The following is a 25,559-nucleotide window of genomic DNA, read 5'->3' as shown; positions in this document are numbered from 1 at the left end:
GGCATGCATACCACAGGGACTGTTAGTGTCGGGGCTCACGAATACTGCGCTGCGACCGTAGTGTTCACCCCGGAACGGCCTGTTCGACGACGAGGAGAGTTTGCATGGCACTCAGTGCCGGAACCAAGAGGACGGTGGCGTGCCTGCTCGTGGGCCTCGGCGCGCTGCTGATCGTGGCAGCAGTGCTGGTCCCGACATACGCGGTCGGCCAGCTGGCCAAGACTCCCCTCGACCTCGAGATCACCACGATCGCCAAGAGCAATCCGGACGCACCCAGTGAGGTACTCGACTCGAAGTCCCTCACGAGCGGTGACGGGCCCGCGAAGATCGACAAGAACGTCCGGCTGCTCTCACAGCGCTTCCTCACCGTCGAAGACCCGTCGGACAAGACCGATGTGACCATCCAGGCCGGGCAGACGCTGCGCAATATCGACAAGCAGGGCGACACCGGCCTGCTGACCGCGACGATCGACCGGGTGACCATCGACCGCAAGAACGGCATGCCGGTCGACACCGACCCGAACGGGTCCATCGCCTCCACGGTCAACACCAAGGGTGAGAGCGTCGCCGAGCCGGTGCAGCACACCGGCCTGCAGTACCGGTTCCCGATCGGCACCGAGAAGAAGACCTACCCCTACTTCGATACCAACGCGCGCAAGTCCTTCGATATGAACTTCGTCGAGGAGACCGAGATCAACGACCTGAAGGTCTACCACTTCCAGCAGCAGGTCCCGGCCACCAACCTGGCGAAGGCGTACAACTCGCCGACCAACAAGCTCGCGCTGCCCGCCAGCAAGTGGGGCGTCGAGGGCGGCGACGCCACGATCACGATGGACCGCTACTACAGCGACGTGCGCGATGTGTGGGTGGAGCCGAAGACCGGCACCGTCATCAAGGGCGGCGAGCAGATCCACATGTACTACTCGCGCACGGGCGAGCCCGAGGTCACCGCGCTGAAATCGACCCTGGTGTTCGACGACAACACGGTGAACTCGCAGATCGCCGAGGCGAAGAAGTACACCGACGAGCTGTCGCTGTACGGCCGGACGCTGCCGATCGTCTTCGCGGTCCTCGGCGTGATCTCGCTGATCGTCGGCCTGTTCCTGGGCGTGCGCGGCGCGGACGGCTCCGGCCCGGCGGGCCGCTTGGTCAAGCGCCGCAGCCCCTCGCCGAACCAGCCGCAGCCCGGCGCCGACGATTCGCCGACGCAGCAGATCAATATCGGCAAGCAGCCCTAGGTTTTCCGAGTTCGCGAGGGGCTCCCCGGCACGAAAGCCGGGGAGCCCCTTGCGTTTCGCGTGCCGTGACTAGTCGGCGCTCCGGGTCGGGTGTGGCTCCGGTGTGCCGCGTCGCCGAGTCGCGCGGAGCACGACGGCGACCATCGCCGCGGTGGCGGTCGCCGCGACGATGGTGGCCGTCGCGATCAGTGCGGGCAGCGACCGCGCGAAGACCAGCATGACCGCGACCTCGACCGCCAGCGCCGCCCACGTGACCGCCGCGGGAGCGGTGCGATCCACCGCGATCGCCGACAGCAGGGCGCCCTGCAGCAGTGCGAGCAGGGCGCCGTCCAGCGCGAACAGCCACAGCCAGCCCTCGATCGGGGCGTAGTCCCGACCGGCGAACAGCGGGGCCAGCGGCGCACAGACCGCCGCACCGGCCACCGCGGCGACCCCGATCGCCGACAGCACCCCCAACGCGTCGCGAACCGCCCGCGCGGAATGCCGCGGCTGCGCCATCCGCGGATACAGCACCACCCCGACCGCCTGCGGCAACCAGAAGGCGATCTTGGTGGCGATGGCGCCGAGGGCGTACCGGCTCGCGTCGGCGTCGTCGAGCACGATCCGCGCCACGATCAGGTCGACCGACGACAGCGCCATCAGCACCGCCTGCACCTGCGCGGCGCGCAATACCGGCAGCACGCCCACGGCCGCACCTCCTGCGCGTTCCCGCACTCGTTGCCCGGGCTCGACAGGAGTGCGGGAATGTGCAGGGGGTGCGGCTGGGCTGGACGGCTGCCGAGGGCTGTCGGGGCCGTCGCTCTCCCCCACGGTTGCTCCGGGCAGATCGGCGGATGGGGAGTTGCCTGCGACTCGGCGCGCTCCGAATGCGGCGGCGGACAAGCCTGCCGCGGTGGCCCACAGGGCGACGGACGAGCCCCCGCCCACCGCGAGCACGGTCAGTGCCGGGGTCACTCGGACGACTCCCGCGCCGCCCAGAACCAGTGCCAGGGAACGGAATCGGCGGCCGCCCTGCAATACGCCCTGCTCCCCCGACAGCAGGACCAGGGCGGGCGCCGCCAGCATCGCACCGGCGGCCGCGGCCGCGCTCACGTGCAGCACCACCGACACCACCGGAACGAATACGACCGCCGCCACCGCCACGATCGCCGCGCACCGCCATCCCAGTCGACGCACGTCGGCGATGGACGCACCCCGCACCAACTCCCGCGCGACCACGTTCTGCAGGGCCAGCGCCGGGACCGCGCACAACAGTTGCACCGCAAGCAGGCTCGCGAACTCGCTGTACCCTGCCACCCCGAGCCACCGCCCGGCCAGCAGCTGCAACAGATATCCGGCGACATTGGCCGTCATCGCCCCGGCCGTCACCAGCGTCAGATCGGCGACGACAGGCAGGCGACCAAGGGCAGACACCCCGTCATGCTGCCATCCGCGAACCACCCCCGGCACAGGGCCCGACCGAACCGGCAGCCGCGCTCGCCCCCGGCGTCAGCCCCCGATCCGCCCGCACTGTGGCGCCTGGACTTCGATGCGGCCCGATCACAACCGGCCCATCGATACGCGGGGTGCTCACGACCGTGCCCGAGGCGCCGCATCCGGCTCCCAGGACTTGCGCAATTCGTTCGCGGCGCACGATGTGGCCGGCCATGACCAGCACGGATGCTGCTCGGACAGGCCAGCACGCGCGCCCGGAGCGGGGCACGTAGGGTGGCTGACCGTGGTCGAGGGTGGTCGGACGGGCAGCGGGCGACGGGGGCGGTTCGTGCCGGTCGGCTACAGCCTGGTGTTGGCGTCGATCGTGGTGGGGCCGCTGCTCGGGCCCGGGTATCTGTTGCTGCGGGATGCGGTGAGTACGCCGCGGTCCTATCTCACCGACTCGGGGCTCGGGCTGGGGGACGCGGCGCCGCGGGCCGTTCCGCAGGACGCGCTGCTGGCCGCGGTCTCGACGGTCGTGGACGGCGGACTCGTCGTGAAGGCGATTCTGGTGCTGGCGCTGTGGGCGGCGGGCTGGGGCGCCGCCGAACTGGCGCGACGGCTGCTGCGGGCGTCGACGGCGCCGCAGCTGGTCGCGGCGACCGTCGCGGTATGGAATCCGTACGTGGCCGAGCGCCTGCTGCAAGGACATTGGAGCCTGCTGACCGGATACGCCGCCCTCCCCTGGACGGTATTGGCGGCCCAGCGCGTTCGCCGGAGGACCGGTGGTGCGCGAGGATCGGGCGCGAGCACAGGAATCCCTGCGCGGCATGCCGATTCCACGGCTGCCGCGGGCGATTCTCCGTGCCGGACAAGCGAAGCCGTCGAGGATACGGTCGCGCCGTCGAGAACGGGCACGCCGAACAGCCGGGCCGAGACAGCGCACCGTGGCGGCGCCGGACCTGCCCCGGGCCGAACGATGGCCGAGTACGACCGCTCGAACAGCGGCCGTACGCGGCGACGCGAGTACGCCGGGTCGGCCATGTGCGCGTGGGCGATGCTGGCCGGATGTCTCGCCGCGGCCGGGTTGACTCCTACGGGCGCGCTGCTGGCCGGGTGCGTCGCGCTGGTGGTCGTCGGCAAGCGGAATATTCCTGGGGCACTGGCGCTCTGGTGTGCCGCCTCGGCGCCATGGCTGATGGCCACCGCGCTGTCCGGGGCGGGAGCCGAACCGTCGGATCCGGCGGGGATCGCGGCGTTCGCGGCGCGGGCCGAGCCCGGGCTGGCGACGCTGGGAAGTCTCGCGGGACTGGGCGGGATCTGGAACGCGGACGCGGTGCCGGGCTCGCGCACCACGCTGATCGCGGTGGTGGGCACCGCGGTGCTGCTCGTGCTGGTAGCGGCGGGCCTGCGGCAGGTCGCCGGGGCCGGTGCGGCATCCACGCGGCACACCCGCCGGGCACTGCTGGTGATGGCGGCCGCGGCGATCGTGCTGCCCGCACTGGGCGCGACCGCCTGGGGCGTACACATCGGCGAATTCCTCGTCACCAAGGTGCCGGGCGCCGGGCTGCTCCGCGACACCCAGAAGTACGTCGCCCTGGCGATGCCCGCCGTCGCGCTGTGCGCCGCCGCCGGATGCCGGGCGATCGCCACGGCGGGCCGCGGGCACTCGGGCTCGACGATCGGAACACCGTTGACCGCGACGTTTTCCATCGCGCTGCTGGTCTTCACGCTGCCCGATCTGGCCTGGGGCGTCGGCGGCGAGCTGCGGCCGGTGCGCTATCCGCCCGCCTGGCAGCGCGTCGCCGCACTGGTCGGCGGCCCGGGCGACGTCGCGGTGCTACCCGGCGGCATGTTCCGCAAATTCCCCTACAGCGGCCGCGCCGCCGTACTCGACCCCGCGCCGCGCATGCTCCCCCGCGATGTGCTGCAGACCGGCGAACTCCCGGTTCGCGGGCGCACCGTCACCGGCGAGGGCGCCCGCGCCCGCGCCGTCGAGCAGTTGCTGCTGCGGGGCGGCGCCGCATCCGATCTGGCGGCGCAGGGGGTCGGCTGGGTGCTGATCGAGCGCACCACACCCGGGCCGCTGGGCGATTCGAAAACCACACTCGCCCAATTGGTTCCGGAGTACACCGACGCCGAACTCGCGCTCTACCGCGTCCCCGGGCCGATCGAGCCGCGCGCGGACGCCACGGCGACCCACCGCCTGCTCGCGATCGCCGCCCATCTGCTCTGGGCGCTGCTGCTCCTCGCCGGACCGGCGGGCCTGCTCGCCGACCGCACCCGGCGCCGCCGCGCACCCGGCGGGCGGTCGGCCCGGTAATCCGATATCCGGCGGTCGCGATGCTCGATGATGGGCCCATGGCAGCGAGCTTCCCCACCCTGCGCTCGACGGTCCTCGACGCCACCGATCCGCGCGGTCTGGCCGAGTTCTACCGGCAGCTGCTGGGATACGAGTACCGCCCCGGCGACGAGCCCCCGCCCGCGGGCGAGCCCGACGCCGCGGACTGGCTGGTGCTGCTGGCACCGAACGGCCGGACGCGACTGGCCTTCCAAGGCGTGCCCGAACTGCCCCGGCCGACCTGGCCGAAACCGGATATGCCGCAACAACTGCACCTGGATCTGAGCGTCCCGAGCACCGCCGAACTGCTCACCCAGCACGAGCGAGCCCTCGGCTTGGGCGCCACCCTGCTCTTCGACCGCTTCGACGACCCGGTCGAGCCGCTGTACGTCTACGCGGACCCGGCCGGGCACCCGTTCTGCATCTTCGTCGTCCCGCCGGACAGCAATGAGCCCTGAAAGCGCGGAACCCGACTATTACTCCCGATCGGCGGGACCGGCGACCAGGCCCGCGACATGTTCCCCACGCACGGCGGCCGACAGCACCTCGAGGACCCCGTTCCCCGTTTGCTCCCAGGAGAATTCGCGGGCCCGGATACGGGCCTTCTCGCCCATGACGGTGCGGGCCTCGGCGGTCGCGAGCAGCTCCCCGACCACCTCCGCCAGCTGGGCGGCATCGTCGACCAGCATTCCCGTGACACCGTCGACGATGGAGTCGGTGAGACCGCGGGAGCTGCGATAACCGACGGTGGGGACGCCGTGCTGGGCCGCCTCGATCACCGCCAGACCCCAGCCCTCCTTGCGGGACGGCAGCACGTGCACCCAAGCGCGGGAAAGCAATTCGTGTTTCCGGCACTCGTCCACGTGGCCGTGGAAGGTCACCGCGTCGGCGATACCGAGTTGGCGCGCACGGTTTTTCAGGTTCTCCGCCCACCAGCCGTCGCCGACCACGTCCAGCCGCAGTCCCGGAATGCGTGGGCGCAGTGCCGCCGCGGCGGCGAGCGCGTCCTCGATCTGCTTGTGCGGCACCAGGCGAGACAGCACCACGATGCTCGGGTGGGCGGTGCGGGTCTGGGCGGCCCCGGTCGGCGCCCGCACCGGGATCGGCTCGGCGCCGTTGCGCACCACGGCGATTCGATCACGGTCCACGCCGAGCGCGGCGAGCTCCTCGGCGGACGGCAGCGAGACGGTCAGGTACTGGTTGTGCCGATGCAGGCGCGGGGACAGCCGCGATTCGATCCACCAGCCGATCCGCCCCACCAGGCGCCCGGCGACCGGCCACTGCTCGCGATGCCCGTGATGCACCAGCAGCACCGACGGGGCCCGGCTCACGGCACGGGCGAAGAAGGGGATGCCGTTCTGGGTGTCGATCACCGCGTCCGGCCGCAGCCCGCGCAGCGGGCCGAACCCGAGCCGCCCGCAGACCATCGCCGCCAGCGCCCGCGGATACACGGTGTAGCGCCCGCCGCCGCGGCTGATGTCGATGCCGTCGATCCGCTCGCGGCGCGGGGCGCCGGGATAGTGCGCGGTCCGCAGGGTCACCCGGACCCCGCGGACGGCCAGCTGCGCCCCGACCTGTTCCAGATAGCGTTCACTGCCGCCGCCCTGCGGATGCCCGGTGTCGCGCCAGCACAGCAGCAGCACCTCACGCAGTTCCCCGGCGGCCTGCGGGACCGTAGAGAGTTCGCGAAGGCCGGTTTCGGGCACAGCACATCTCCAGGTCGTACTCGGTCGGGCGACTGACAGTGGGCTCCACCCTATAGGTCACAGCGACGGACCGCCTGACCGGCAGCCCGGCCGGAATCGGCGCCCATCGCGGCACAGGGTTCCCAGGCTCGGAGCGGCCGCGGCGGATGGCTCCTGTGTTGCTGTGCGAAACTTGGGCCGCTGTGCATGGGCGGCAGGGCCGCGGCGCGAGAACAGGAGCGGAAGCGGCATGCGTGATCAGAGAACGGCCCCGAATGCGCCGTCGGCGGAGGCGGCGTGCATAACCAGGTAGGACTCGTGCACAACCAGGCACAGCTTCGGGGCGGCGGCTCCGGAGCCCGCCCCCGCTTCGCCCGGCGGGCCACCCTGCGGCGATCGCTGCGGCTGCTGGGCAGCTTCCGCTTCGAACAGACCGATCCCGCGGTGTTCTACGGCGGCATCGCCACCGATACGGCCGAGCTGATCGGTGACTTCTACCGCGACCTCACCGGCCGCGACCTCACCGGCGCCACAGTGCTGGACGTGGGCGGCGGGCCGGGCTACTTCGCCGACGAGTTCACCGCCGCGGGCGCCCGCTATCTCCCGGTCGAACCCGATCCGAGCGAGATGCACGCCGCCGGGCTGGCCGTCCCGGGCGCGGTCCGGGGCTCCGGGATGGCGCTGCCGTTCCGCGACGGCTCCGTGGACATCTGCCTGTCCTCCAACGTGGCCGAGCACGTGCCGGACCCGTGGCTGATGGCCGAGGAGATGCTGCGCGTGACCAAGCCGGGTGGGCTGATGATGCTGTCCTACACGGTGTGGCTGGGTCCGTTCGGCGGCCACGAGACCGGTCCCTGGCACTACCTCGGCGGCGAGTACGCCGCCCGCCGCTACCGACGCCGGTTCGGGCGCGAGCCGAAGAACCGCTTCGGCAGCTCGCTGTTCGAGGTGCGGGCCGCCGACGGTCTGGACTGGGCCGAGCGGGCGCGGGGCCGGGCGCGGATCATGGCCGTCTTCCCCCGCTACCACCCACGCTGGGCGTGGTGGCTGGTCCGGGTGCCCGGCCTGCGGGAACTACTGGTCAGCAATCTGGTCGTGGTGGCGGCAAAGATCTAGCACCGCCGCGCTAGCGCTCCGAACCGCCTCGACGCCAGAACCGGCCGCTGCCGGTATGGGTCGGCTCGCTCCACGGTGGCTCCTGAATTGCCAGGCCGACCGTCTCCAGTGGGGTCAGTCCCACCCGGTCGGCCAGGGCCCGGACCGCGGTGACGGCCTCCGCCGCCTGTAGCGCCGCGGCGGCCTGTTCGAGCGTGAGGGTGCGACCCGGGAGGAAGGAGACTACCCAGCCCCCTTGGCCGACACACCTCGCCTGATGTGGGGTTTGGTCGCTGGTCATCAACGACCGGCCGACCACTTGCACCGCCATGACTCGGACTCCCCTGCGATTGCATTTGCAAAATCGAACGGGCAAAGCAGATTGCTACAAGCATGCTCCGCCGCACGTCGGAATGCAATAGTGCGTTCTCCGAAAAGCGAACCGGCAGGTAGGGTTTCGAGGCTGGGGATGCCTGGGGATGCCTGGAGTTAACTGACGTGACGCGTGGTACGCCCTGTCAGTTCTCCGGCATCCGGACCCTCAGCACCGGCTCGAACGGGTCGCCCACGGCCCGGGCACCGTCGACGACGTCGACCAGCCAACCCGGTGGCAACACCTCCTGCAACCGCCCCGCCTCGCGCTGCAGCGGCGTACTCGACGCCGCCAGTCGAACCTCGGCTACCTTCGGGACAACCAGAGCGTCGAACTTCAGATCGGACATGCCCACCACCCACCTATCCACGTTCGGCCCCAGGTTCGCCGCGGCCGGGTCACGCCCGCGGGCAACACTGAAGCAATCGGTGTCCTCGATCAGTTAATACCCGGCAATCGAACTGGTCAGTCCTGAGACGTAGAACACATCCAGGATAGGGCAGTCAGCGGCGAAACCCCGCGCAACGGACGCGTCACGCATGACAACATCGCATAACGAAACCGCCCGCACCCTCCGAATGGCGGTGCGGGCGGCTGCGTTTCGCGGATGCCGGAAGTTATCCCAGGCGCTGCTTGAGCGCGTCGAACTCGTCGCGCACCCCGGTGGGTAGCTTGTCGCCGATGAACTCGAACCACTCCTCGATGAGCGGGATCTCCCGGCGCCACTCCTCGACGTCGACCTTCAACGACTCGTCGACATCGGCCGGGTTCGCGTCCAGGCCGTCCAGGTCGAGCTGGGCCGCGGTGGGCACGTGGCCGATCACGGTCGACTCGGCATCGGCCTTACCCTCGATGCGGTTGACGATCCACGCGAGCACGCGGGAGTTCTCGCCGAAGCCCGGCCACAGGAAGCGGCCGTCCTCGCCGCGGCGGAACCAGTTGACGTAGAAGATCTTCGGCAGCTTGGCGGCGTCGGCGTTCTTGCCGATATCGCCCCAGTGGCCCAGGTAGTCACCGACGTGGTAGCCCATGAACGGCAGCATCGCCATCGGGTCGCGGCGCACCGTGCCGACCTTGCCCTCGGCCGCGGCGGTCTGCTCCGACCCCATCGTGGCGCCCATGAACACGCCGTGCTGCCAGTCGAAGGACTCGGTCACCAGCGGCACCGTGGTCTTGCGGCGGCCGCCGAACAGGATCGCCGAGATCGGCACGCCCTGCGGATCGTCCCACTCCGGGGCCAGGGTCGGGCACTGCGACATCGGGGTGCAGTAGCGCGAATTCGGATGCGCGGCAAGGGTTTCGGTCTCCCGGAGGAACCAGTCGTTACCCTTCCAGTCGATCAGATGGTCGGGCTCGCCCTCCATGCCCTCCCACCAGACGTCGTTGTCGTCGGTCAGCGCGACGTTGGTGAAGACGGTGTTGCCCGCGTCGATGGTCGCCATGGCGTTCGGGTTGGACTTGTGGTTGGTGCCCGGCGCGACGCCGAAGAAGCCGAACTCCGGGTTCACCGCGTACAGGCGGCCGTCGTCGCCGAACCGCATCCAGGCGATGTCGTCGCCCAGGGTCTCGGCGCGCCAGCCCGGCACGGTCGGCTGGATCATCGCGAGGTTGGTCTTGCCGCAGGCGCTGGGGAAGGCCGCGACGACGTAGTAGTTCTTGTTCTCCGGCGAGATCAGCTTGAGGATCAGCATGTGCTCCGCCAGCCAGCCCTCGTCATGCGCCATGGCCGACGCGATCCGCAGCGAGTAGCACTTCTTGCCCAGCAGCGCATTGCCGCCGTAACCCGAACCGTAGGACCAGATCTCGCGGTCCTCGGGGAAGTGGGTGATGTACTTGGTGTCGTTACAGGGCCACGGCACATCGGCCTGGCCCGGCTCGAGCGGCGCGCCGACCGAGTGCAGCGCCTTCACGAACGGCTTGTCGGCGCCCAGCTTCTCCAGCGCGGCCTTGCCCATGCGGGTCATCACGCGCATGGAGACGACGACGTACTCGGAATCGGTGAGCTCCACGCCCAGCTTCGGATCGGTGGCGCCCAGCGGGCCCATGCAGAACGGCACCACGTACATGGTGCGGCCCTTCATCGAGCCGCGGTACAGCTCGGTCATGGTCTTGCGCATCTCGGTCGGGTCGACCCAGTTGTTCGTCGGACCGGCGTCGGCCTCGTCGCGCGAGCAGATGTAGGTGCGCGATTCCACGCGCGCCACGTCGGAGGGGTCGGAGAGGGCCAGGAAGGAGTTCGGCTTCTTGGCCTCGTTGAGCTTCTTGAAGGTGCCCGCCTCCACCAGCTGGGTGGTCAGCCGGTCCCACTCCGCGTCGGAGCCGTCGGCCCACACGACCCGGTCCGGCTGTGTTAGTTCAGCGACCTCCTGCACCCAGGCGAGCAGCCCTGCATGCTCCGTCGGTGCGGTGCCATCGGATCCGTGAAGACCAGGAATGGTCACTGAGGTCATGAAAACTCTCCTGAGACGGGCGGCTCTCGGCGGCTCGCGACACCGGGGGAGCCACCGTTGGCGGTGGGTACCCGCTCCGGCTTGCCGAAAGCACGCCCCGGCTGGGCGGCGTACAAGGACGAAAGCGGACGCCCAGGTTCCTTGATTAAGAGGTTAACGCGATGGGACCCCAGGTACGGAATGGGGTCGCTCACTCGGTACCCGCTCGAGATACCCGGCAATCGTCGCGGACCGGCGACGTTGCGAGCCGTTACCGATCGGTAACGGGGCTCGGCCGGGAGTCATAGGTGGTGCGGGCCTTATTAATAGGCTACGCGGCATTCGGGCAGCGTGTGACAGGTCACACACCGTTCGACCCGAAATCCGGTCGAATCGCACACCGGGGCCGCGCCGAATTTCCGATCGGAATGATCATGGCACAACCGATTCGTAATGCGGATAGACAAGCGGGCGTGACGCTATTGCGGCACGACCGTGTCGAGTACGGCGAGATCGCGCTCACAAGCGGCCAATTGCGCAGGCTGCTGGGCGGACAGCTCGCGTAATTGCATCTCCAATTCCGCGACCCGGCGGTCGGCGTCCACCACGCGGGCGGTGCTGGCCCGCACCACCTGGTCGGTGAGCCGCGATTCGGCCTCCACCAGGGCGGTCGCGACGCGCTGCTCCAATTGCGCCTTGACGTTCACCAGCGCGTCGGACATCCACTGCCGCAGGTGCGCGCGGTCGGCGAGGTGGCCGCGCGCCCGCACCACCCAGTACGCCACGCTCGCGCCGAGCAGCAAGGTCACCGGGACGGTCGCGTAGTCCAGGGTGGGCACCAGTGCCAGCGGCGCGACGACCAGGCGGCCCAGACCGAATCCGGCGGAGGTGCCGAGCGCGATCATCAGGTAGTCCTCGACGCCGCGGTGGCGCGGTTCGGGGTCGGGACCCAGCCGCGGCGGCGGATCCGTATGCAGCTGTCCCGGCCCCGGTCCCGGGGCGGGGCCGGTGACCGCTTCGAGCTGGCGGCCGAGTTCGGCGAGCCGCTGGCCGACCACGACGTCGAGTTCGGCGGTCAGCTGATTCACGGCCTGCTGCAGCTGGTCCAGGTAGTCGCCGGTGGCGCGGCGATCGAGCCGGTCCAGTTCGGCGCGGGCGGTCGCGTTCAGGGCGCGGATCCTAGCGCCGACCTCGTGCAGCAGATCCACGCGGGCCAGGTGCAGCCGGTTGCGCAGCGCGGCCATGGCCTGCGCCCGGCCGCCGTCGCGCCCGGCCAGCAAGGTGGCACGCTCCTCGCGCAGCCGGGCCACCGAGTCGCCGGATCGCAACGTGGTCACCTGGGCGCGAATGCGCCCGCGGGTATCGGCGAGCACCCGGTCGATGACCGCCGCCGCGCTGCCCGTGCCGCCCGCGGCGCCGATCATTCCGGTCAGGTGCGCGTGCAGGGTGCCCAGGCCGGATCGATCCAGCAGCGACGGATCGCCGTTGGCGCGGGCCGCCACCGCCAGCCGCGCCGAAACGGGCACGATGTCCGGGTCGGCTCCGAGCACGGGGCGCAGCAGCGCCCCGTTGCGGTCGAAGACCGTCCGCCAGTCCGGATGCGCGTGAATGCCGTTCATCGCGAAGACGATTCGGACGCCGCCGGACCGCAGCCGGGCCACCAGGTCCAGCGTGGCCGCCCCGAGCGTGGCGCCCGCGTCGAGCAGCAGCAGCGCCAGCGGCGGCGCCACCAGCGTGGACGGATCGGTGAGCGGATCGGACAGGTCGATGTGCGGCTCGAACCGGGCCAGCTCGGTGCGCAGCAGGGTGGTGTTGGCGTCGGCGGGGCCGATCAGCGCGACAATCACCGGAGGCGTGCCGTTTGCGGCGGGCTCCGTTCCGGCCCTGGGCACCGCCCGCAGCAGCGCGCTGCCCTGCGGATTCCAGCGCGCGACAACGGCTTCCGCCTCGGGCGGCAATTTCGGCACCGCGTCGGCACCCGATGCGGCGGCACCTCCCGATGCGGATATCGTGCCCGCCGGACCCCCGCCGGGCACAGTCGCCGCGAAGTCGGCGGAGTGCCCGGGACTCGAACCGGACGGACCGGCCACCGACGCCGGATACCCGTCCGGCGGGTGCGCCGGGCGGGCGGGACCGGCGGGATCAGAATCCGGCACTGCTCATCCGCTCCCAGATCCGGACGTAGCCGTTGTGGACCCGGACCGCGGCGCGGCGGGCCGCGGGCGACATATCGCTGGACACCACGGCCCGCCAGCGCTGCGCGCGGGTCAGGGCGTCGTCGGCGTGCGACGGCTGCGGGGCGGGGTATCCGGTCGCGAGGTGCATGACGTCGGGGCAGGCCAGCCCGGCCTGCAGGCCCAGCCACAGCGCCTCGTCGCCGGACAGGTAGTCCTCGATCAGATCGCGGGCACGGCCGCCGCCGCCCGGCGGCACCCCCGGAACCGAGCGCGCGGCCAGCCGGTGGAGCTCGTCGAGGAAGTGGCCGCCGCGCTGGGCGCCGATCTGCTCGTAGCGCCGGTGCAGCAGCGCGTGCACGGGGTCGATGCCGCTGACCGCGTGCAGCAGCTGCAGCAGTTCTCGCGGGCCGAGATTCGGCTCGTGGCGCAGCGCGGTCAGCGCGCACGACACCCCGTAGAGGCCCCAGCGCTCCAATACCGCCTGCCGCTCGGCGACGTCGGGACCGGCGGCCGGGGCGGTGAACAGCTCCGGCGACAGAGTGAAGGTCGGATCGGCATTTGTGGCGTGTCGGCGCAGCGTGCGCAGGTCGTCGTCGCTCGGGGTCCCGGCCCGGGTGCGCACGGCCAGCGCGGAGACCAGCGGCAGCACCGGAACACCCAGCCCGTGCGCGACCTGCTCGGCCGCCGCGACCGCGTCGCCCCACCGGGAACCGATCGCGTCGGCCTTGTTGAGCACCACCACCGTCCGGTCCCCCGGCAGATCCGCCAGCATGCGGCGATCGGCGGCCTGCAGCGCCGCGGGCACGACGTAGACCACCAGATCGCCGTCGAGGACGGGATCGGGGCGGCCGGGCTGGTCCACCGGCTCGGTCTCCACCGCGGACATCAGTGCCAGGGCCTGCAGCAGGGTGGACTTACCGGCGCCGGAGCGGCCCGCGACCTGGATGCGCAGCGGACGCCGCCACACCCCCGCCGCGGTGACGAGCTGGTCGGCGATGCGCGGATCGTTGCCCGCGCCGACGCGCAGGGTGGCGATGAGTTGATCGAGTTCGGGTGCGGGACCGCCGTGATCGTTCACGAGCCCGGACGCGGTGACTGTCGACACGGGTGATACCCCCTTCCGCCGCGCAATTCTGTCAGAAGCGCGACCCATTGTCGGCACCGACCGCCAGGTTTCCCGGAGCCGGGCGACAGGCCCGGGCCGGGCGGCGTCACCCGACCCGGGTGATGGCCCGATTGGCCAGGCGCACAGCCCAGTTGGGTGCGTATTTTCCGGCGGCGGCCAGCAGTTTGGCCTGGGCGCCGATCGAATAGTGAACGCGCCGCAGCGGCCGGCGCCGCGGCCTGGTCGCGTTCCATACGCCCGCGGCGACGTCGTCGACCGTGAGCCGCACGCCCAGCGACCGCGTCGACCCGGTGTCCACTCCCGCCAACATCGCGGTCGCGACGAACAGCGGCCAGACGGCCAGCACCCGAATGTCGTGCCGCCGCCACTCCAGATCCAGCGCCTCGGTGAGGTTGCGCACCGCCGCCTTGGAGGCGCCGTAGGACGCCAGCTCGGCCTGGCCGTAGATGGCCGAGGCCGAGCACAGGTTCACCACCTGCGCGCCCGGTGTGTCCCGGAGGTATTCGAAGGCCGCGTGCGTGCCCGCGATGACGCCGCCGAGATTCACCGCGACGATGCGCCGGTGCGCGGCCGGCTCGATGTCCTGGAACGGACCCGCGCGCAGGATTCCTGCATTGTTGACCAGGATGTCGAGTCGTCCGGCGGCGGAATGGAATTCGGCCAGCCGCGCCCGCCACTGTTCGGTCTCGGTGACGTCGAGCGCGCCGGTGTGCACGGCGCCCCCGGCCGCGGTGATCTCGACGGCAAGCCGCTCCAGCCCCGGCTCGTCGACATCGAACGCGCCCACGCGATACCCGCGCGCCGCGAACAGCAGCGCGATCGCCCTGCCGATCCCCGCCGCCGCACCGGTAATGAAAACCGCCGGTTCATCCATGCGTCGCAGCATATGCCCGCCGATCCACCGCTTCGCCCCTTCCGACTTCCCCGCACCCGGCACTCGTTCCCGCACCTCCCGCAGGCGCTGCAACCGGTGCGGGAACGAGTACCGGGTGCGGGAAATATCGGTGCGATGCGCTTGCACCACAGACGGTTTGGGAGACGGCGGGATGAACTCGCACCCGTACATGCCCGGTATAGCCGAGGGTCTTGAGTGTGCGATCGATCACGCCGGGACGGGCCACCCGGCGGCGGGTGAACTCCCGAGACGATCTTGTCGGTGCAGGTGGAACCGTCGCGGGACCGTCGGGGGTCAACTACGCTGTGTCGTGGTTTTGACTGTGGCACAGCACAATTCATGACAGGTTCGGCGTGGTGCGGGCGCGGGTCACCTAGTCTGAGACGATCGGCCGACGCCGATGCGTGGCCGCGGTGGGGCGGATTCCCCGGGGGAGCGGCCGCGGGACCTGTGAGGAGGGCAGGATGACCGTCACCGATGTCATCACCGGAGCGGCCGGTGCCATCGCCCGGGCCGATACCGCGCTCGGCCTGGTGGACAGCCTCGTCGGCAGCCGACCGCTGTTGCCGTCGCGGGACCCGTTCCTGCGCCCGCCCGCCGGTTTCGCCGCGCACGCTCCCGGCGCGGTATTGCGCAGCCGCCCTGTACAACTGGCGCTGCTCGGGCTCGTTCCCCAGGCTGTGCGCGCCTGGCAGTTGCTGTATCGGAGCAGCGATCTGCACGGCCGACCGGAGGTCGCGGTCACCACGGTCCTGCTCCCGGCCGATGCGGACCCCGCCACCGAGCGCCCGCTGCTGGCGTTCCAATCGGCGATCGACGCGGTCTCCGAGCGCTGCGCGCCGTCCTATGCCCTGCGCCGCGGCGCGTTCGTGCCGGGTTCGATCACCCAGCTGGAGTATCTCCTGGTCGCCAACGCGCTGCGGCGCGGCTGGGCGGTGAGCATCGCCGACCACGAGGGACCGCACGGCCACTTCGGCGCCCCGCGCGAACCCGGATACCGCGCTCTCGACGGCATCCGCGCCGCGCTGCGTTTCGCACCGCTGGGCCTGCACGCCCGGACCCCGGTCGCGGTGTGGGGCTATTCGGGTGGCGGCATGGCCAGTTCCTGGCTGGTGGAGATGGCGCCGACCTACGCGCCCGAACTCGATATCGTCGGCGCCGCGCTGGGCGCGCCCGTCGGCGATCCCGGCGAGGTCTTCGTGCGGCTCAACGGCAGTCGCTACGCGGGATTTCCCGCCATCGTGATCGCGGCGCTGCGCCCGCTCTATCCGGCGCTGCGCCGCGTCCTCGACGAGAACCTCACCCCCGAGGGGCGGGGCCTGATGGACCGCGCCGCGGCGATGGCGCCGATCCTGGCGCTGCCGGTGCTGGCGGGCCGCAATGTCTCCGACTATCTGACGCGGCCGCTCGAGGAGATCCTGGACGTTCCGGACATGCGCGCCATGTTCGACGACCTGCGCCTGGGGACCACCGCGCCGCAGTGCCCGGTGCTGGTGATACAGCCGTTGCACGACAAGATCATCCACACCGAACACGTCGACGCGCTGGTCGATCGCTATCGCCGCGCGGGCGCCGACGTCACCTACCTTCGCGACCGCTGGAGTGACCACTTCTCGCTGCTGCCGCTGTCCACTCCGCTCAGCCTCGACTGGCTCGCCGACCGGATCGCGGGCCTGCCGGTGCGGGCGCCGGTGAACGAACAATCCGCCCCAGCGCCCGTGCGAGACACCACCGCGCGGGATGTGCGGTCGGTGGCGGCGCCTCCGGCACGCTGGCGAGGCCTGTTCGACATGGCAGTCACCGCAGTACGGGTCGTCCTCGGCCGACCGCTGCGCCAGCGGTCCGAACCCGTCCTGAGCCCGGCGCCGACCCTGGCGGCCTGATCGAGTTCCCCACGGCCGCTACGGATCACGCGGCGGACCACACACCCGTGGCCGCCGCCCGCCGGGCGTACTCGGCGAAACCGCGCGGCTCCCGCCCGGTCGCGCGCAGCACCCCGTCGCTGAGGAATCCGGTGTTCCCGCGGTGCAGCCACTCGAACGGACCGGCCTGCATCTCCGCCGCGCCGCGGTCGTAGCCCCGATCCACCAGGTGCCGCACGTATTCGGGCACCTCGACCGGCACGTACCGGATCTGCCGACCTGTGGCCGCCGCGATCTCGGCCACCGCGTCGGCGAAGGTCATCGCGCGCGGACCGGACACCTCGTAGATCTGTTCCCGGTGGCCCGCCTCGGTGAGGGCGGCGACGACCACCGCGGCGATGTCGACGGCGTCCACGAAGGGCACCGTGCCCGCGCCGTCGGGTATCACCACCTCGCCGTCGCGCACCGCGGACAGCTTCGGGTCCTCCTCGAAGGTCTGCGCGAACCAGCACGGCCGCACGATCGTCCACTCCGCACCGCTCTCACGGGCGGCGCGCTCACCGTCCGCCACGGCCTGCGCCCACGGTCCGTACGGGGTTTCCAGCAGGTAGTCGTCGCCGTTGTCGCCCCGCCCGGACAATGCCACGATCCGCCGAACCCCCGACCGCACCGCCAGCGTGGTGAACTCCGCGGGGTCCACGACGCCCACCACGCCCCAGACATTCAGATACACCGTGTCGACATCGACGAGGGCGGGCTGCCACGTGGACCGGTCCGCCCAGTCGAAGCGATCGGGGCTGGACCGGGAGACCGCCCGCACGTCACGTCCGCGTTCCCGCAGCTGATCGACTACATGGCGGCCCACCTTACCGGTCGCGCCCATCACCAGAATCTTGTTCACGCCGAGCAACCTACGGCAAGAAATTTGGTAAGGCTAGCCTAATTATCAGTCGTGGCGGGGCATCCGGAATCTTTGCGTATCGATCATGCCCAGGTCGCCGCCGAGCAGTTCACCTGGCTCACTCGCCGCGCCGCTGAACCGCCTCACCCTCACGGGGGCGCGGTCAGCTACACACCCGAGGAACTGGACGCCGTCGCCGACGGCGCCGTCACCACCGTTCTGCATCGCTACGCGGCACGCGTCTTGCGTGGAGGGCGAGCCAGGATATCGATCAGTCGTCACACGGCGGGGTGGTGTCGGCCCCGATCGGGAGTCCTGCGCGCTCGGCCGGGGTGTAGTCGCGGGAGCTGATCGCACACAGGATCTCGAAGGCCTCCTTGCGGCGCGGGTGGACGACGGCCGGGCCGTCCTGCGACATCATGAGCACACTGCCCGCGCCGACGACGACCTGCAGTCCGGGACCCGGCGGATGGAATTCGAACAAGCGCCCGCGCCCGGCATCCCAGAGTTCGACGGAGTCCGACTTCACCGCCACGATCAGCCCGTCGGCGGTGATCCCCCGCGCGGCGGCCATATTGGGCACGGGATGGGCCGGAGTCGTCATCTCGCCGGTGTCCATATTCCAGATCCGGGCACCGATATAGATCTCCGGTTTCGCGGCGGGGAACAGCAGCGACGGCCACGTGGCCGCGGCATCGCGGCGCCAGGCTCGCAGTTTCCGGCCGCTGTGCAGGTCCCAGACCGCCAGGCCCGCACCGGATGTGACGACGACCTGATCGCCGCGGTCGGAACGCGGGACCGCCCTGCCGATCTCGGCCAGCGTGCGCAGTTCGCCGCCGTCCTCGTAGACCGGTATCGGATCCCCCAGCGGCGCACCGTCGCTGATCCGCCACCGCGTGAGGATTCCAGCGAGAAACACCACGACCTCGTCGGCGCCGACCACGAGTACGTCCTTCGCCGTCCGGGGACCGGCGGCGGCCAGTTCGGCCGGAACGGGCAGCGGCACGGTGCGGACCGGGCGGAGATCCTGGGCCTCGTAGACGTGCAATTCGTCGGTCTGCCCCACGGCGAACACGTAGCGGCCGTCATTGCTGAGCGCCAGCGCGACGTCCCCGTTTCCGAGGTCGAGCTCGCCCGGCCCGCTACCGATCGTCGCGCGCGACACGCGGGTCTGATGCGGCCACAACCGGATGACGTCCAACCGGCGGCTGTCGGCCGCCGTCCGGTACAGGCCGACCGCGGTGTCGCGGCCGGGCGTCCAGACCATCTTGGCGGGGATCGGGTCCCGGAACTGGTTCGGATCCTCGACCCGGGTCGCCGGTGTGTATCGCAGCACGCCGGTGGAGTAGACGGCGCGGACCTCCACGCCCTCCGGTGTGGGCCGGACGAAATATCCGTCCTTCGAGGTGGCCGCCATCTGCTGGAATTCGAACAGTTCACCGGACCGCAGGTCGACCACGTAACCCAGGCCGAACGCGTCCCCCGGCTCCAGGTTCGTCATGACCGCGTAGCGTTCCGACAGGTCGACGGTGACGGTGTCACATGTCGCGGACGGCACCCGGAGGCGGAATCGCTCGGCGCCGCTCTGGGGATCGGTGACCACGAAGTCGCCGACGACGTCGGCGGGGGATGCGGTGACGCACGCGAAGGTCGCATCGGACGAGCCCGGTTCACCGTCGGGCAGACGGCGTACGACATCGCCGGTCGCGATGTCGCGCACGACATTCGATACGCCGGTCTCCAGCCGCTGCTCGCGGAACCACACCGTCGAACGGTCGACGCGCCTGGGCAGCCGATCGGTCGGCTCGTCGGAGGTGTAGGCCGCGATGCGGGACGGTCGCGTTCCCGACGTGTCGTACACCTCGATCCGATCGGGCCGGTCCGTCCACGGGCTCTGCGCGCGATCGGGATCGTAGGTGACCACCAGCCGGGCGCCGTCGGCCGAGAACCGGCCCATGGTGGACAGCGGGCTCGTCGCACCGTCCGATTCGCGAACGACGAAGGGCCCCTGCCGGTTCCGCGGCGACCACATCGTCACCTCACCGGAGCCGGTGAGCAGCGCGAACCGGCTGCCGTCGGCGCTGACCGCCACCGCCGTGACGGTCGTCGACGCGGGAATCGGCAGGGTCCACGGCCGCGGGTGGCCGGACAGCACGTCGGTCCACACCGTCACGGAGTGATCCTTGCCGACGATCAGGAACAGCGATCCCGCGCGATCGGTGGCCACCAGTTCGGGATCCGCCCACGGCACCGCGGCGAACGACGCCGCCCCGGCCCAGGCGATCTGCTGCCGCAGCAGGGCCGCCTCGGCCTCCGGGCGCCCGGGCGCGTTGCGTTCCGCGGCCTGGGCGTACTGGAGCGCGGTGAGGGGATCGCGATCCGCGATCCGGATCGACTCCTGCGCCAGGCTCAGCCCGGCCGACAGCCGCAGCTGCGCTTCCCGTTCCCGGCTGCCGCGGTAGGCCACGACCGCGGTGGTCGCGGCGACCAGGGCCAGCACCGCCACCACGGCGATACCGGCGCGCAGCCGCCGCACCTCCCGGCGCCGCAGCCGACGGCTCGCCCCGATGTATCGGCGGTCGGCCTGCGGGATATCGGAGGCCCGGGCCGCGAACCATTCCTCGGCCGTGGACAGCGCGCTGCCCCGCAGGAGCGCGCCGCTGTCGCGCTGTGCCGCTTCCCAGCCCAGCCGATGGTGTTCGAGTTGCCGCTGCCAGGAACGGAAGTCGCGGTCGCGCTCCAGTCGCTCGCGCAGCAGCGGCCAGTTGTCGACCAACGCCTGATGCGCCAGCTCGACGGTTTCGGCGCCGTCGAGCCGACGGTCCACGACAACGAGCCAGTCGCGGGCCAGACAGCCCGCGACGGTCCGCAATTCCGGAAAGTCCGACAGCGAGGCGACCGCACGCACGAACCGGTCGCCGGTCGCCGTCGGCGCCGCCAGCATCAGCAGCAATCGCCACGCCTGATCCGCGGCGCGGGTATCGGTGAACTGCGCCAGGGCCCGCTCGGCCAGCCGCGTGATCGAACCACCGGCGCGCCCGACGCGCTCGTAGTCGGCGAGCGTCAGCCGACCACCGGTGCGCTGCTCCCACAATTCGGTGAGCATCACCTCCAGCAGCGGCAGCCCGCCGGGCTCCGAGACGGTGTCCTCGACCAGCCGCTCAACCAGATCGGCGTCGAAATCCACTCCGGGGGCGCGGACGGCCGGGCCGCAGATCACCTCGCGCAGCTGCCCTCGACCCATCGGCGCCAACGCGACGGTCGCCCCGTCGAGCAGCCGGGCCAGCTCGTCGTCCACCAGTTCGTCGAGTGCCTCCCAGCGCAGCGTCAGCACCACCCGCACCTGCCTGCCCGCGCTCGCGGCGGCCTCGACCAGTTCCACCAGCCATCCCAGCAGCGCCCGGGCCCGCTCGGGAGCTGTGGCGGCCAGATCCTCGAACTGGTCGGGGAAGATCAGCAGCCCCGGGTCCGGGACGCCGTCGACCAGTTCGGCCACCGGCCCCGGCGAGCTGTCCGGGTAACGCACGGCGCGATGGGCGAGTTCGGCCACCAGCTCCGACATGCTGGCCCGAGGATCGCCCTGCGGGGGCGAGTCACCGGCGAGGCGGAACGCGGCGATCGCCCAGCCCCGTTCCCGGAGCCGGGGGATCACTCCCGCGCTCACCAGCGACGACTTCCCGGTGCCGGATCGACCGGCGACGGCGACGACCGCCCGTTGCTCCAGCGCGGCCAGCACCCGGTCGATATCGGCGCCGCGCCCGTAGAACAGGTGCGCGTCGTGCTCGTCGAACCGTTCCAGCCCGCGGTACGGATTCGGCAGCAGCGTGGGATCGGTGCCCAGCACCTCGGCGATCGGGATCATGAACGCCGTACGCGTGTAGCGCCGACGGTCCGACGCCACCGCCATCCCGACCACGGCGGCCGAACTCGAATCCCATACGGCGGCGCCGCTGAATCCGGCCGTGATGGGTTGGCCTCCCGGCGCGGCCTGCAATTGCAACCAGCCGCTGCCCTGCGACGCCCGGAACTCACCCGATATCCACACGCCGTCGTCGTACTCCACCGGAAAGCCCAGCATCCGGAATTCCCGGCCCCAGGGTTCGTCGGCACGCCAGAACGGCGGCGCCGCGACGAAGTCGGCGGTGCCCGGTTCGATGTCGAGCACGGCGATATCCCCGCCCCCGGCCGCGTCGACCGGCACCCACCGCCGCACCCGGGCGACCAGGCGCTCGCCCGGGCTCGACAGTGGGTGATCAATCCGAACCGCGGCCGCGGGGGCCCGCCCCTCAGCCGAATCGGCGCCGATCGCGTCGGCGATCACGTGAGCGCAGGTCGCGACCAGTCCGGGACCGACGATGAACCCGGCCCCGACGACCTCCCCCGACGTCGAGAACACCCGCACAGTCGTCGCGCCCAATCGCCCGGCCCATCCGGGTTCGGCGTGCTGCACCACCGTCCGCCTCCTACCTCCCGTCCCGGACGGTACGGCACATTCCGTACGGCGGAGGGTGATAATACCGCCGCCGACGGGGCCGGGAGATGCGGTGCGGCTGATCAGGTCTCGGCGGGAAGTCGCACGGTCACGCGGAGACCGCCGCCGGGCCGGGGCGTGAGGGTCAGGGCGCCGTCGTGCGCCCGGGCGATGCTGTCGACGATCGCGAGGCCCAGGCCGACACCGGCGTCATGGGTGCGGATGCGCTCGGTACCGCGTTGAAACGGCTCGATCAGCGTCGACACCGATTCCGGGGTGAGCTCGGCGCCGGTGTTCTCGACCGTGAGCACCGCACCCGCCGGCTGCACGTCGGTCGTGATCCAGGCGCGGCCTCCGTCGGGCAGGTTGTGGACGATCGCGTTGTGCACCAGGTTCGTCGTCATCTGCAGCAGGAGGGCATGCGACCCGACCGTGGGGGTCACCTCACCCGAGGTCTCGAGGGTCACCTCGTGCTTTTCGGCGAAGGGAAGCAGCGTCTCGGTGGCCTCTTCCGCGAGCAGGGACAGATCGACGCGTTCGCGGGTGAACGTGCGCTGACCGGCGCGGCTGAGCAGGAGCAGCGCTTCGGTGAGATCGATCGCCCGGGCGTTGACGGCATGCAGCCGGTCGACGAGTTCGTCCGGACCGCGGGCGCGGTCGTTGCGGGCGACGTCGAGCAGGGTCTTGGTGATGGCCAGCGGGGTGCGCAGTTCGTGAGAGGCGTTGGCCGCGAACCGCTGCTGTTCGGCCACCTTTCCTTCCAACTGCGCCAGCATGTCGTCGAAACCGTCGGCGAGCTCACGGAACTCGTCCCTCGGTCCGGGCAGGCGGATCCGGTGGGAGAGGGATCCGTTCGCGGCCGTCCGGGTGGCCTCCGTGATGCGATTCAGCGGGGACAGCATGCGGCCCGCGAGAATCCAGCCGCCCAGCAGGCCGAACACCAGCAGGAAGAACATCATCACCGCTGCCGCGGTACCGAAAACCTTGGGGCCGAAGTTGGTCGGATTGAAGACGAACGGGAGGTACGACAGGCTGGGCGTGATCCGGCTGGCTGGCAAGTCTCGCAGCAGGAAGACCCACACGGCGCCGAGCAGCAGCGCACCGGCGAGCATGAGGAATCCGGCGTAGCTGAGGGTGAGTTTCAGGCGAACGCTGAACCCGGATGATCTATCCACGGGCCGCTTCCGCGCGCTCGCCGTCCGAGGCGGTCTCTATGCGGTAGCCGACCCCGGCGACGGTGGCGATGATCCAGGGTTCGCCCAGTCGTTTGCGCAGTGCCGAGACCGTGATGCGCACGGCGTTGGTGAACGGGTCCGCGTTCTCGTCCCACGCCCGCTCCAGGAGTTCTTCGGCGCTGACGACGCCGCCGTCGGCGGCGACGAGGACTTCCAGCACGGCGAACTGCTTCCGGGTGAGCGCGACGTAGCGGCCGTCGCGATAGACCTCGCGGCGAAACGGATCCAGGCGCAGGCCCGCGATCTCGCGCACGGGCGGCCTGCTGTGCTGGCGCCTGCGGTCGAGCGCCCGGAGCCTGAGGACGAGCTCGCGGAGTTCGAACGGTTTGGTGAGGTAGTCGTCGGCGCCGAGCCCGAAGCCGGTCGCCTTGTCCTCGAGCCGGTCGGCGGCGGTGAGCATCAGGATCGGCATACCGCTGCCCGCGGCGACGATGCGCTGGGCGATCTCGTCGCCGGAGGGGCCTGGAATGTCGCGGTCGAGGACCGCGATGTCGTAGGTGTTGATGCTCAACAGTTCCAGCGCGGTGTCGCCGTCTCCGGCGATATCCGCCGCGATCGCCTCCAGGCGCAGACCATCCCGGATGGCCTCAGCCATATAGAGCTCGTCCTCGACCACCAGCACACGCACAGAACGGATGTTACGACCCGGCGCATATCGTCGGCGTATCCGAAACCGCATACGCGCTGACAACATCGCCGTGTCCTGACTGGAGGGATGAACCACCGCGGACCAGCACGGACGCAAGGCAGCCGATCGATCACCTGCGCGACCCTCGTGGTCTCCGTCGCGGCGACGGCCGTCGTTCTGGTTCACCAATCGCCCGTGTCCGCGTCCTCGGCGTCCTCGGCGTCCTCCGCCGCCACCGTCGGTTCCGAGCCCGAACCGCCCAGTCTCGTCCACGAGCCGGTCGGCCGCGGTGAGCATCCGGACCGGCACGCCGCTGACGACAGCGACGACACGTTCGGTCGGCTCCGGGCCGGAGGCACCTGGACCGGAGCGATCGAGGACGGCGATACCGGGGACGGCGACGCGCGGCGGACCCGCCGCGGTACCGCGTTCGTTCGCGACGGCGGCCGTGACCTCCAGGAGGCCGTCGCGGAGGGCCTCCGCCAGGCCGGTCCCGCGCTCGACGACCAGCACGTCCGTCGTCGCCACCACGACATCGGCGGTATCGACTGAGACGGGCCCGCCGGCGGCACGGCGTCAGCCCTGTCGTTGCCGGTCTTCGCGCAGCCGCTCGATGGCACGCAGCAGCAACGTCGCCCGGTCGGCGTTCGCCGCCTTCTTTCCCTCGTACGCGATCAGTCGTTCCGCTGTGGCGTGACTGCCCTGCACCATGGTGAGGAGCAGGCGGTAGGAGCCCGGCTGAGCGAGTTCGGGACTGGCCTTCCGGCCCCTCGGAGCGGGCCTGCCGACCTCGGTGGCGGCCGTCCGGCCCAGCCAGTATCGAGCCTCGGCGCCGCTGCCCTTTCTCCGCAGGAGTAATCCCAGGCTTCTCGTGGCGCCGGGAGCGCCGCCGTCGACCGCGCGGCGCAACCAGTGTTCCGCCTCGGCGAGGTCGCCGCGCTGATGCAGCAGCCACCCCAGGTTGTGTACCGCGAGGATATTTCCCGCCGTGGCCGCGCGCCGGTACCACTGTTCGGCTTCGTCGAGGTCGTGACGGTTCCGCGGCGACGGGAACAATCGCCGCAACCGCGCGCGCACGCCCGATCCGGCCACCCGGCTGTGCAACAACCGACCCAGGCTGAACGCCGCGTCGGTATCGCCGCGGGAAGCGGCTTTGCCGTACCAGTATTCGGCCTCGGTGAGGTCATCGGCCTCTTCCAGCAGCGATCCCAACTGGTTCATCGCCCGGGTGTTTCCGTCGGTCGCGGCCGAGCGGTACCAGTACACCGCCTCCGGCAGATTGCCGCCGTCCCGCAACAGCGCCGCCAGATTGCATGCGGCATAAGGGTTGTCGGTGGCCGCCTTGCGGTACCAGTACTCGGCCTCGACGAGGTCGCCGCGCTCGCGAGCCAGCACGCCCATCTTGTTCCGCGCCGCGGCATTGCCGGTGTCGGCGGTCTTGCGGTACCAGTATTCGGCCTGGACACGTTCGCCGCGTTGCTCCCACAACCGCCCGAGGGCGACGGTGGCGTCGAGACTTCCGGCCTCGAACGCTCGGCGCAGCCAGCGTTCGGCCGCGGCGGGGTTACCCTGACCTTCGAGTTGCCGTGCCGTGGCCATCATCTCGTCGACCTCGACTGTCCGACCGACTGTCATCCGATCCTCCCGGGGTTCCGACCGACCCATGCTGCTGTAGACCTGCCGGACGCCC

General features: G+C 70.9%; 20 protein-coding genes. 7 read left to right on the top strand and 13 right to left on the bottom strand.

The features are described from left to right. Positions 1 to 104 precede the first annotated feature (104 nt). Positions 105 to 1,238 carry a PorA family protein gene (locus ACYVLQ_RS24365; RefSeq protein WP_460699841.1) on the top strand — a complete coding sequence of 378 codons (1,134 nt, stop codon included), beginning with the start codon at positions 105 to 107 and terminating at the stop codon, positions 1,236 to 1,238. Between the two features lie 69 nt (positions 1,239 to 1,307). Here ACYVLQ_RS24365 and ACYVLQ_RS24360 read toward each other — a convergent pair whose 3' ends face one another. Continuing rightward, on the bottom strand, positions 1,308 to 2,591 hold the full coding sequence (locus ACYVLQ_RS24360) for a polysaccharide biosynthesis protein (RefSeq protein ID WP_460699952.1): 1,284 nt from the start codon (positions 2,589 to 2,591) through the stop codon (positions 1,308 to 1,310). A 364-nt stretch (positions 2,592 to 2,955) separates the two neighbouring features. Here ACYVLQ_RS24360 and ACYVLQ_RS24355 point away from each other — a divergent pair, with 364 nt between their 5' ends. Together ACYVLQ_RS24355 and ACYVLQ_RS24350 are read left to right on the top strand one after the other, a co-directional pair. Then, positions 2,956 to 4,974, top strand: a complete 2,019-nt coding sequence (locus ACYVLQ_RS24355) for a hypothetical protein (RefSeq protein ID WP_460699840.1) — start codon at positions 2,956 to 2,958, stop codon at positions 4,972 to 4,974. A gap of 38 nt (positions 4,975 to 5,012) precedes the next feature. Beyond that, positions 5,013 to 5,450, top strand: a complete 438-nt coding sequence (locus ACYVLQ_RS24350) for a VOC family protein (RefSeq protein WP_460699839.1) — start codon at positions 5,013 to 5,015, stop codon at positions 5,448 to 5,450. An 18-nt stretch (positions 5,451 to 5,468) separates the two neighbouring features. Here ACYVLQ_RS24350 and ACYVLQ_RS24345 read toward each other — a convergent pair whose 3' ends face one another. Beyond that, positions 5,469 to 6,644, bottom strand: a complete 1,176-nt coding sequence (locus ACYVLQ_RS24345; RefSeq protein ID WP_460699951.1) for a glycosyltransferase family 4 protein — start codon at positions 6,642 to 6,644, stop codon at positions 5,469 to 5,471. A 351-nt stretch (positions 6,645 to 6,995) separates the two neighbouring features. Here ACYVLQ_RS24345 and ACYVLQ_RS24340 point away from each other — a divergent pair, with 351 nt between their 5' ends. Further along, positions 6,996 to 7,793: a class I SAM-dependent methyltransferase gene (locus tag ACYVLQ_RS24340; RefSeq protein ID WP_460699950.1), complete on the top strand. Its 798-nt coding sequence runs from the start codon at positions 6,996 to 6,998 to the stop codon at positions 7,791 to 7,793. Between the two features lie 10 nt (positions 7,794 to 7,803). Here the strand turns inward: ACYVLQ_RS24340 and ACYVLQ_RS24335 are convergent, their stop codons facing one another. From ACYVLQ_RS24335 to ACYVLQ_RS24310, 6 genes are all read right to left on the bottom strand, one after another. Continuing rightward, positions 7,804 to 8,103, bottom strand: a complete 300-nt coding sequence (locus ACYVLQ_RS24335; RefSeq protein WP_460699838.1) for a hypothetical protein — start codon at positions 8,101 to 8,103, stop codon at positions 7,804 to 7,806. Positions 8,104 to 8,290: 187 nt separating this feature from the next. Then, positions 8,291 to 8,494 carry a hypothetical protein gene (locus ACYVLQ_RS24330; RefSeq protein WP_460699837.1) on the bottom strand — a complete coding sequence of 68 codons (204 nt, stop codon included), beginning with the start codon at positions 8,492 to 8,494 and terminating at the stop codon, positions 8,291 to 8,293. Positions 8,495 to 8,762: 268 nt separating this feature from the next. After that, positions 8,763 to 10,595 carry a phosphoenolpyruvate carboxykinase (GTP) gene (locus ACYVLQ_RS24325; protein WP_460699836.1) on the bottom strand — a complete coding sequence of 611 codons (1,833 nt, stop codon included), beginning with the start codon at positions 10,593 to 10,595 and terminating at the stop codon, positions 8,763 to 8,765. Positions 10,596 to 11,053: 458 nt separating this feature from the next. Next, the gene (locus ACYVLQ_RS24320) at positions 11,054 to 12,730 is read right to left on the bottom strand and encodes a hypothetical protein (RefSeq protein WP_460699835.1); all 1,677 of its coding nucleotides are present in this window, start codon (positions 12,728 to 12,730) and stop codon (positions 11,054 to 11,056) included. Then, positions 12,717 to 13,856 (bottom strand): hypothetical protein, encoded by a 1,140-nt coding sequence (locus ACYVLQ_RS24315; protein ID WP_460699834.1) that lies wholly within the window; start codon positions 13,854 to 13,856, stop codon positions 12,717 to 12,719. Before ACYVLQ_RS24315 ends, ACYVLQ_RS24320 begins: the two co-directional genes overlap by 14 nt. 106 nt (positions 13,857 to 13,962) lie before the next feature. Next, complete coding sequence (locus tag ACYVLQ_RS24310) at positions 13,963 to 14,751, bottom strand: SDR family oxidoreductase (protein WP_460699833.1); 789 nt, start codon at positions 14,749 to 14,751, stop codon at positions 13,963 to 13,965. A 485-nt stretch (positions 14,752 to 15,236) separates the two neighbouring features. On the opposite strand from ACYVLQ_RS24310, the gene ACYVLQ_RS24305 reads away from it, so the two are divergent. Then, entirely contained in the window at positions 15,237 to 16,655 is a 1,419-nt protein-coding gene (locus tag ACYVLQ_RS24305) for a lipase family protein (protein ID WP_460699832.1), read from the top strand. A gap of 25 nt (positions 16,656 to 16,680) precedes the next feature. On the opposite strand, the gene ACYVLQ_RS24300 is transcribed toward ACYVLQ_RS24305, so the two are convergent. Beyond that, positions 16,681 to 17,535: an NAD(P)H-binding protein gene (locus tag ACYVLQ_RS24300; RefSeq protein WP_460699831.1), complete on the bottom strand. Its 855-nt coding sequence runs from the start codon at positions 17,533 to 17,535 to the stop codon at positions 16,681 to 16,683. Between the two features lie 51 nt (positions 17,536 to 17,586). On the opposite strand from ACYVLQ_RS24300, the gene ACYVLQ_RS24295 reads away from it, so the two are divergent. Continuing rightward, positions 17,587 to 17,886, top strand: coding sequence for a TetR/AcrR family transcriptional regulator C-terminal domain-containing protein (locus tag ACYVLQ_RS24295; RefSeq protein WP_460699830.1), 300 nt, complete (start codon positions 17,587 to 17,589; stop codon positions 17,884 to 17,886). Here the strand turns inward: ACYVLQ_RS24295 and ACYVLQ_RS24290 are convergent. The 3 genes from ACYVLQ_RS24290 to ACYVLQ_RS24280 form a co-directional block, all read right to left on the bottom strand. Continuing rightward, positions 17,807 to 21,988 (bottom strand): nSTAND1 domain-containing NTPase, encoded by a 4,182-nt coding sequence (locus ACYVLQ_RS24290; protein ID WP_460699829.1) that lies wholly within the window; start codon positions 21,986 to 21,988, stop codon positions 17,807 to 17,809. The two genes, ACYVLQ_RS24295 and ACYVLQ_RS24290, sit on opposite strands and share 80 nt — an antisense overlap. 101 nt (positions 21,989 to 22,089) lie before the next feature. Continuing rightward, complete coding sequence (locus tag ACYVLQ_RS24285; protein ID WP_460699828.1) at positions 22,090 to 23,181, bottom strand: sensor histidine kinase; 1,092 nt, start codon at positions 23,179 to 23,181, stop codon at positions 22,090 to 22,092. Then, on the bottom strand, positions 23,174 to 23,869 hold the full coding sequence (locus tag ACYVLQ_RS24280) for a response regulator transcription factor (protein WP_460699827.1): 696 nt from the start codon (positions 23,867 to 23,869) through the stop codon (positions 23,174 to 23,176). The genes ACYVLQ_RS24285 and ACYVLQ_RS24280 overlap by 8 nt, the downstream gene beginning before the upstream one ends. A 195-nt stretch (positions 23,870 to 24,064) precedes the next feature. On the opposite strand from ACYVLQ_RS24280, the gene ACYVLQ_RS24275 reads away from it, so the two are divergent. Further along, the gene (locus ACYVLQ_RS24275) at positions 24,065 to 24,421 is read left to right on the top strand and encodes a hypothetical protein (protein WP_460699826.1); all 357 of its coding nucleotides are present in this window, start codon (positions 24,065 to 24,067) and stop codon (positions 24,419 to 24,421) included. Between the two features lie 24 nt (positions 24,422 to 24,445). Here ACYVLQ_RS24275 and ACYVLQ_RS24270 read toward each other — a convergent pair whose 3' ends face one another. Further along, positions 24,446 to 25,504 carry a tetratricopeptide repeat protein gene (locus ACYVLQ_RS24270; RefSeq protein ID WP_460699825.1) on the bottom strand — a complete coding sequence of 353 codons (1,059 nt, stop codon included), beginning with the start codon at positions 25,502 to 25,504 and terminating at the stop codon, positions 24,446 to 24,448. Positions 25,505 to 25,559: the final 55 nt, after the last annotated feature.

This window comes from Nocardia thraciensis, assembly GCF_054782435.1.
Note: the sequence above shows the minus strand (reverse complement) of the source record. Positions and strands in the feature narration are given on the sequence as shown.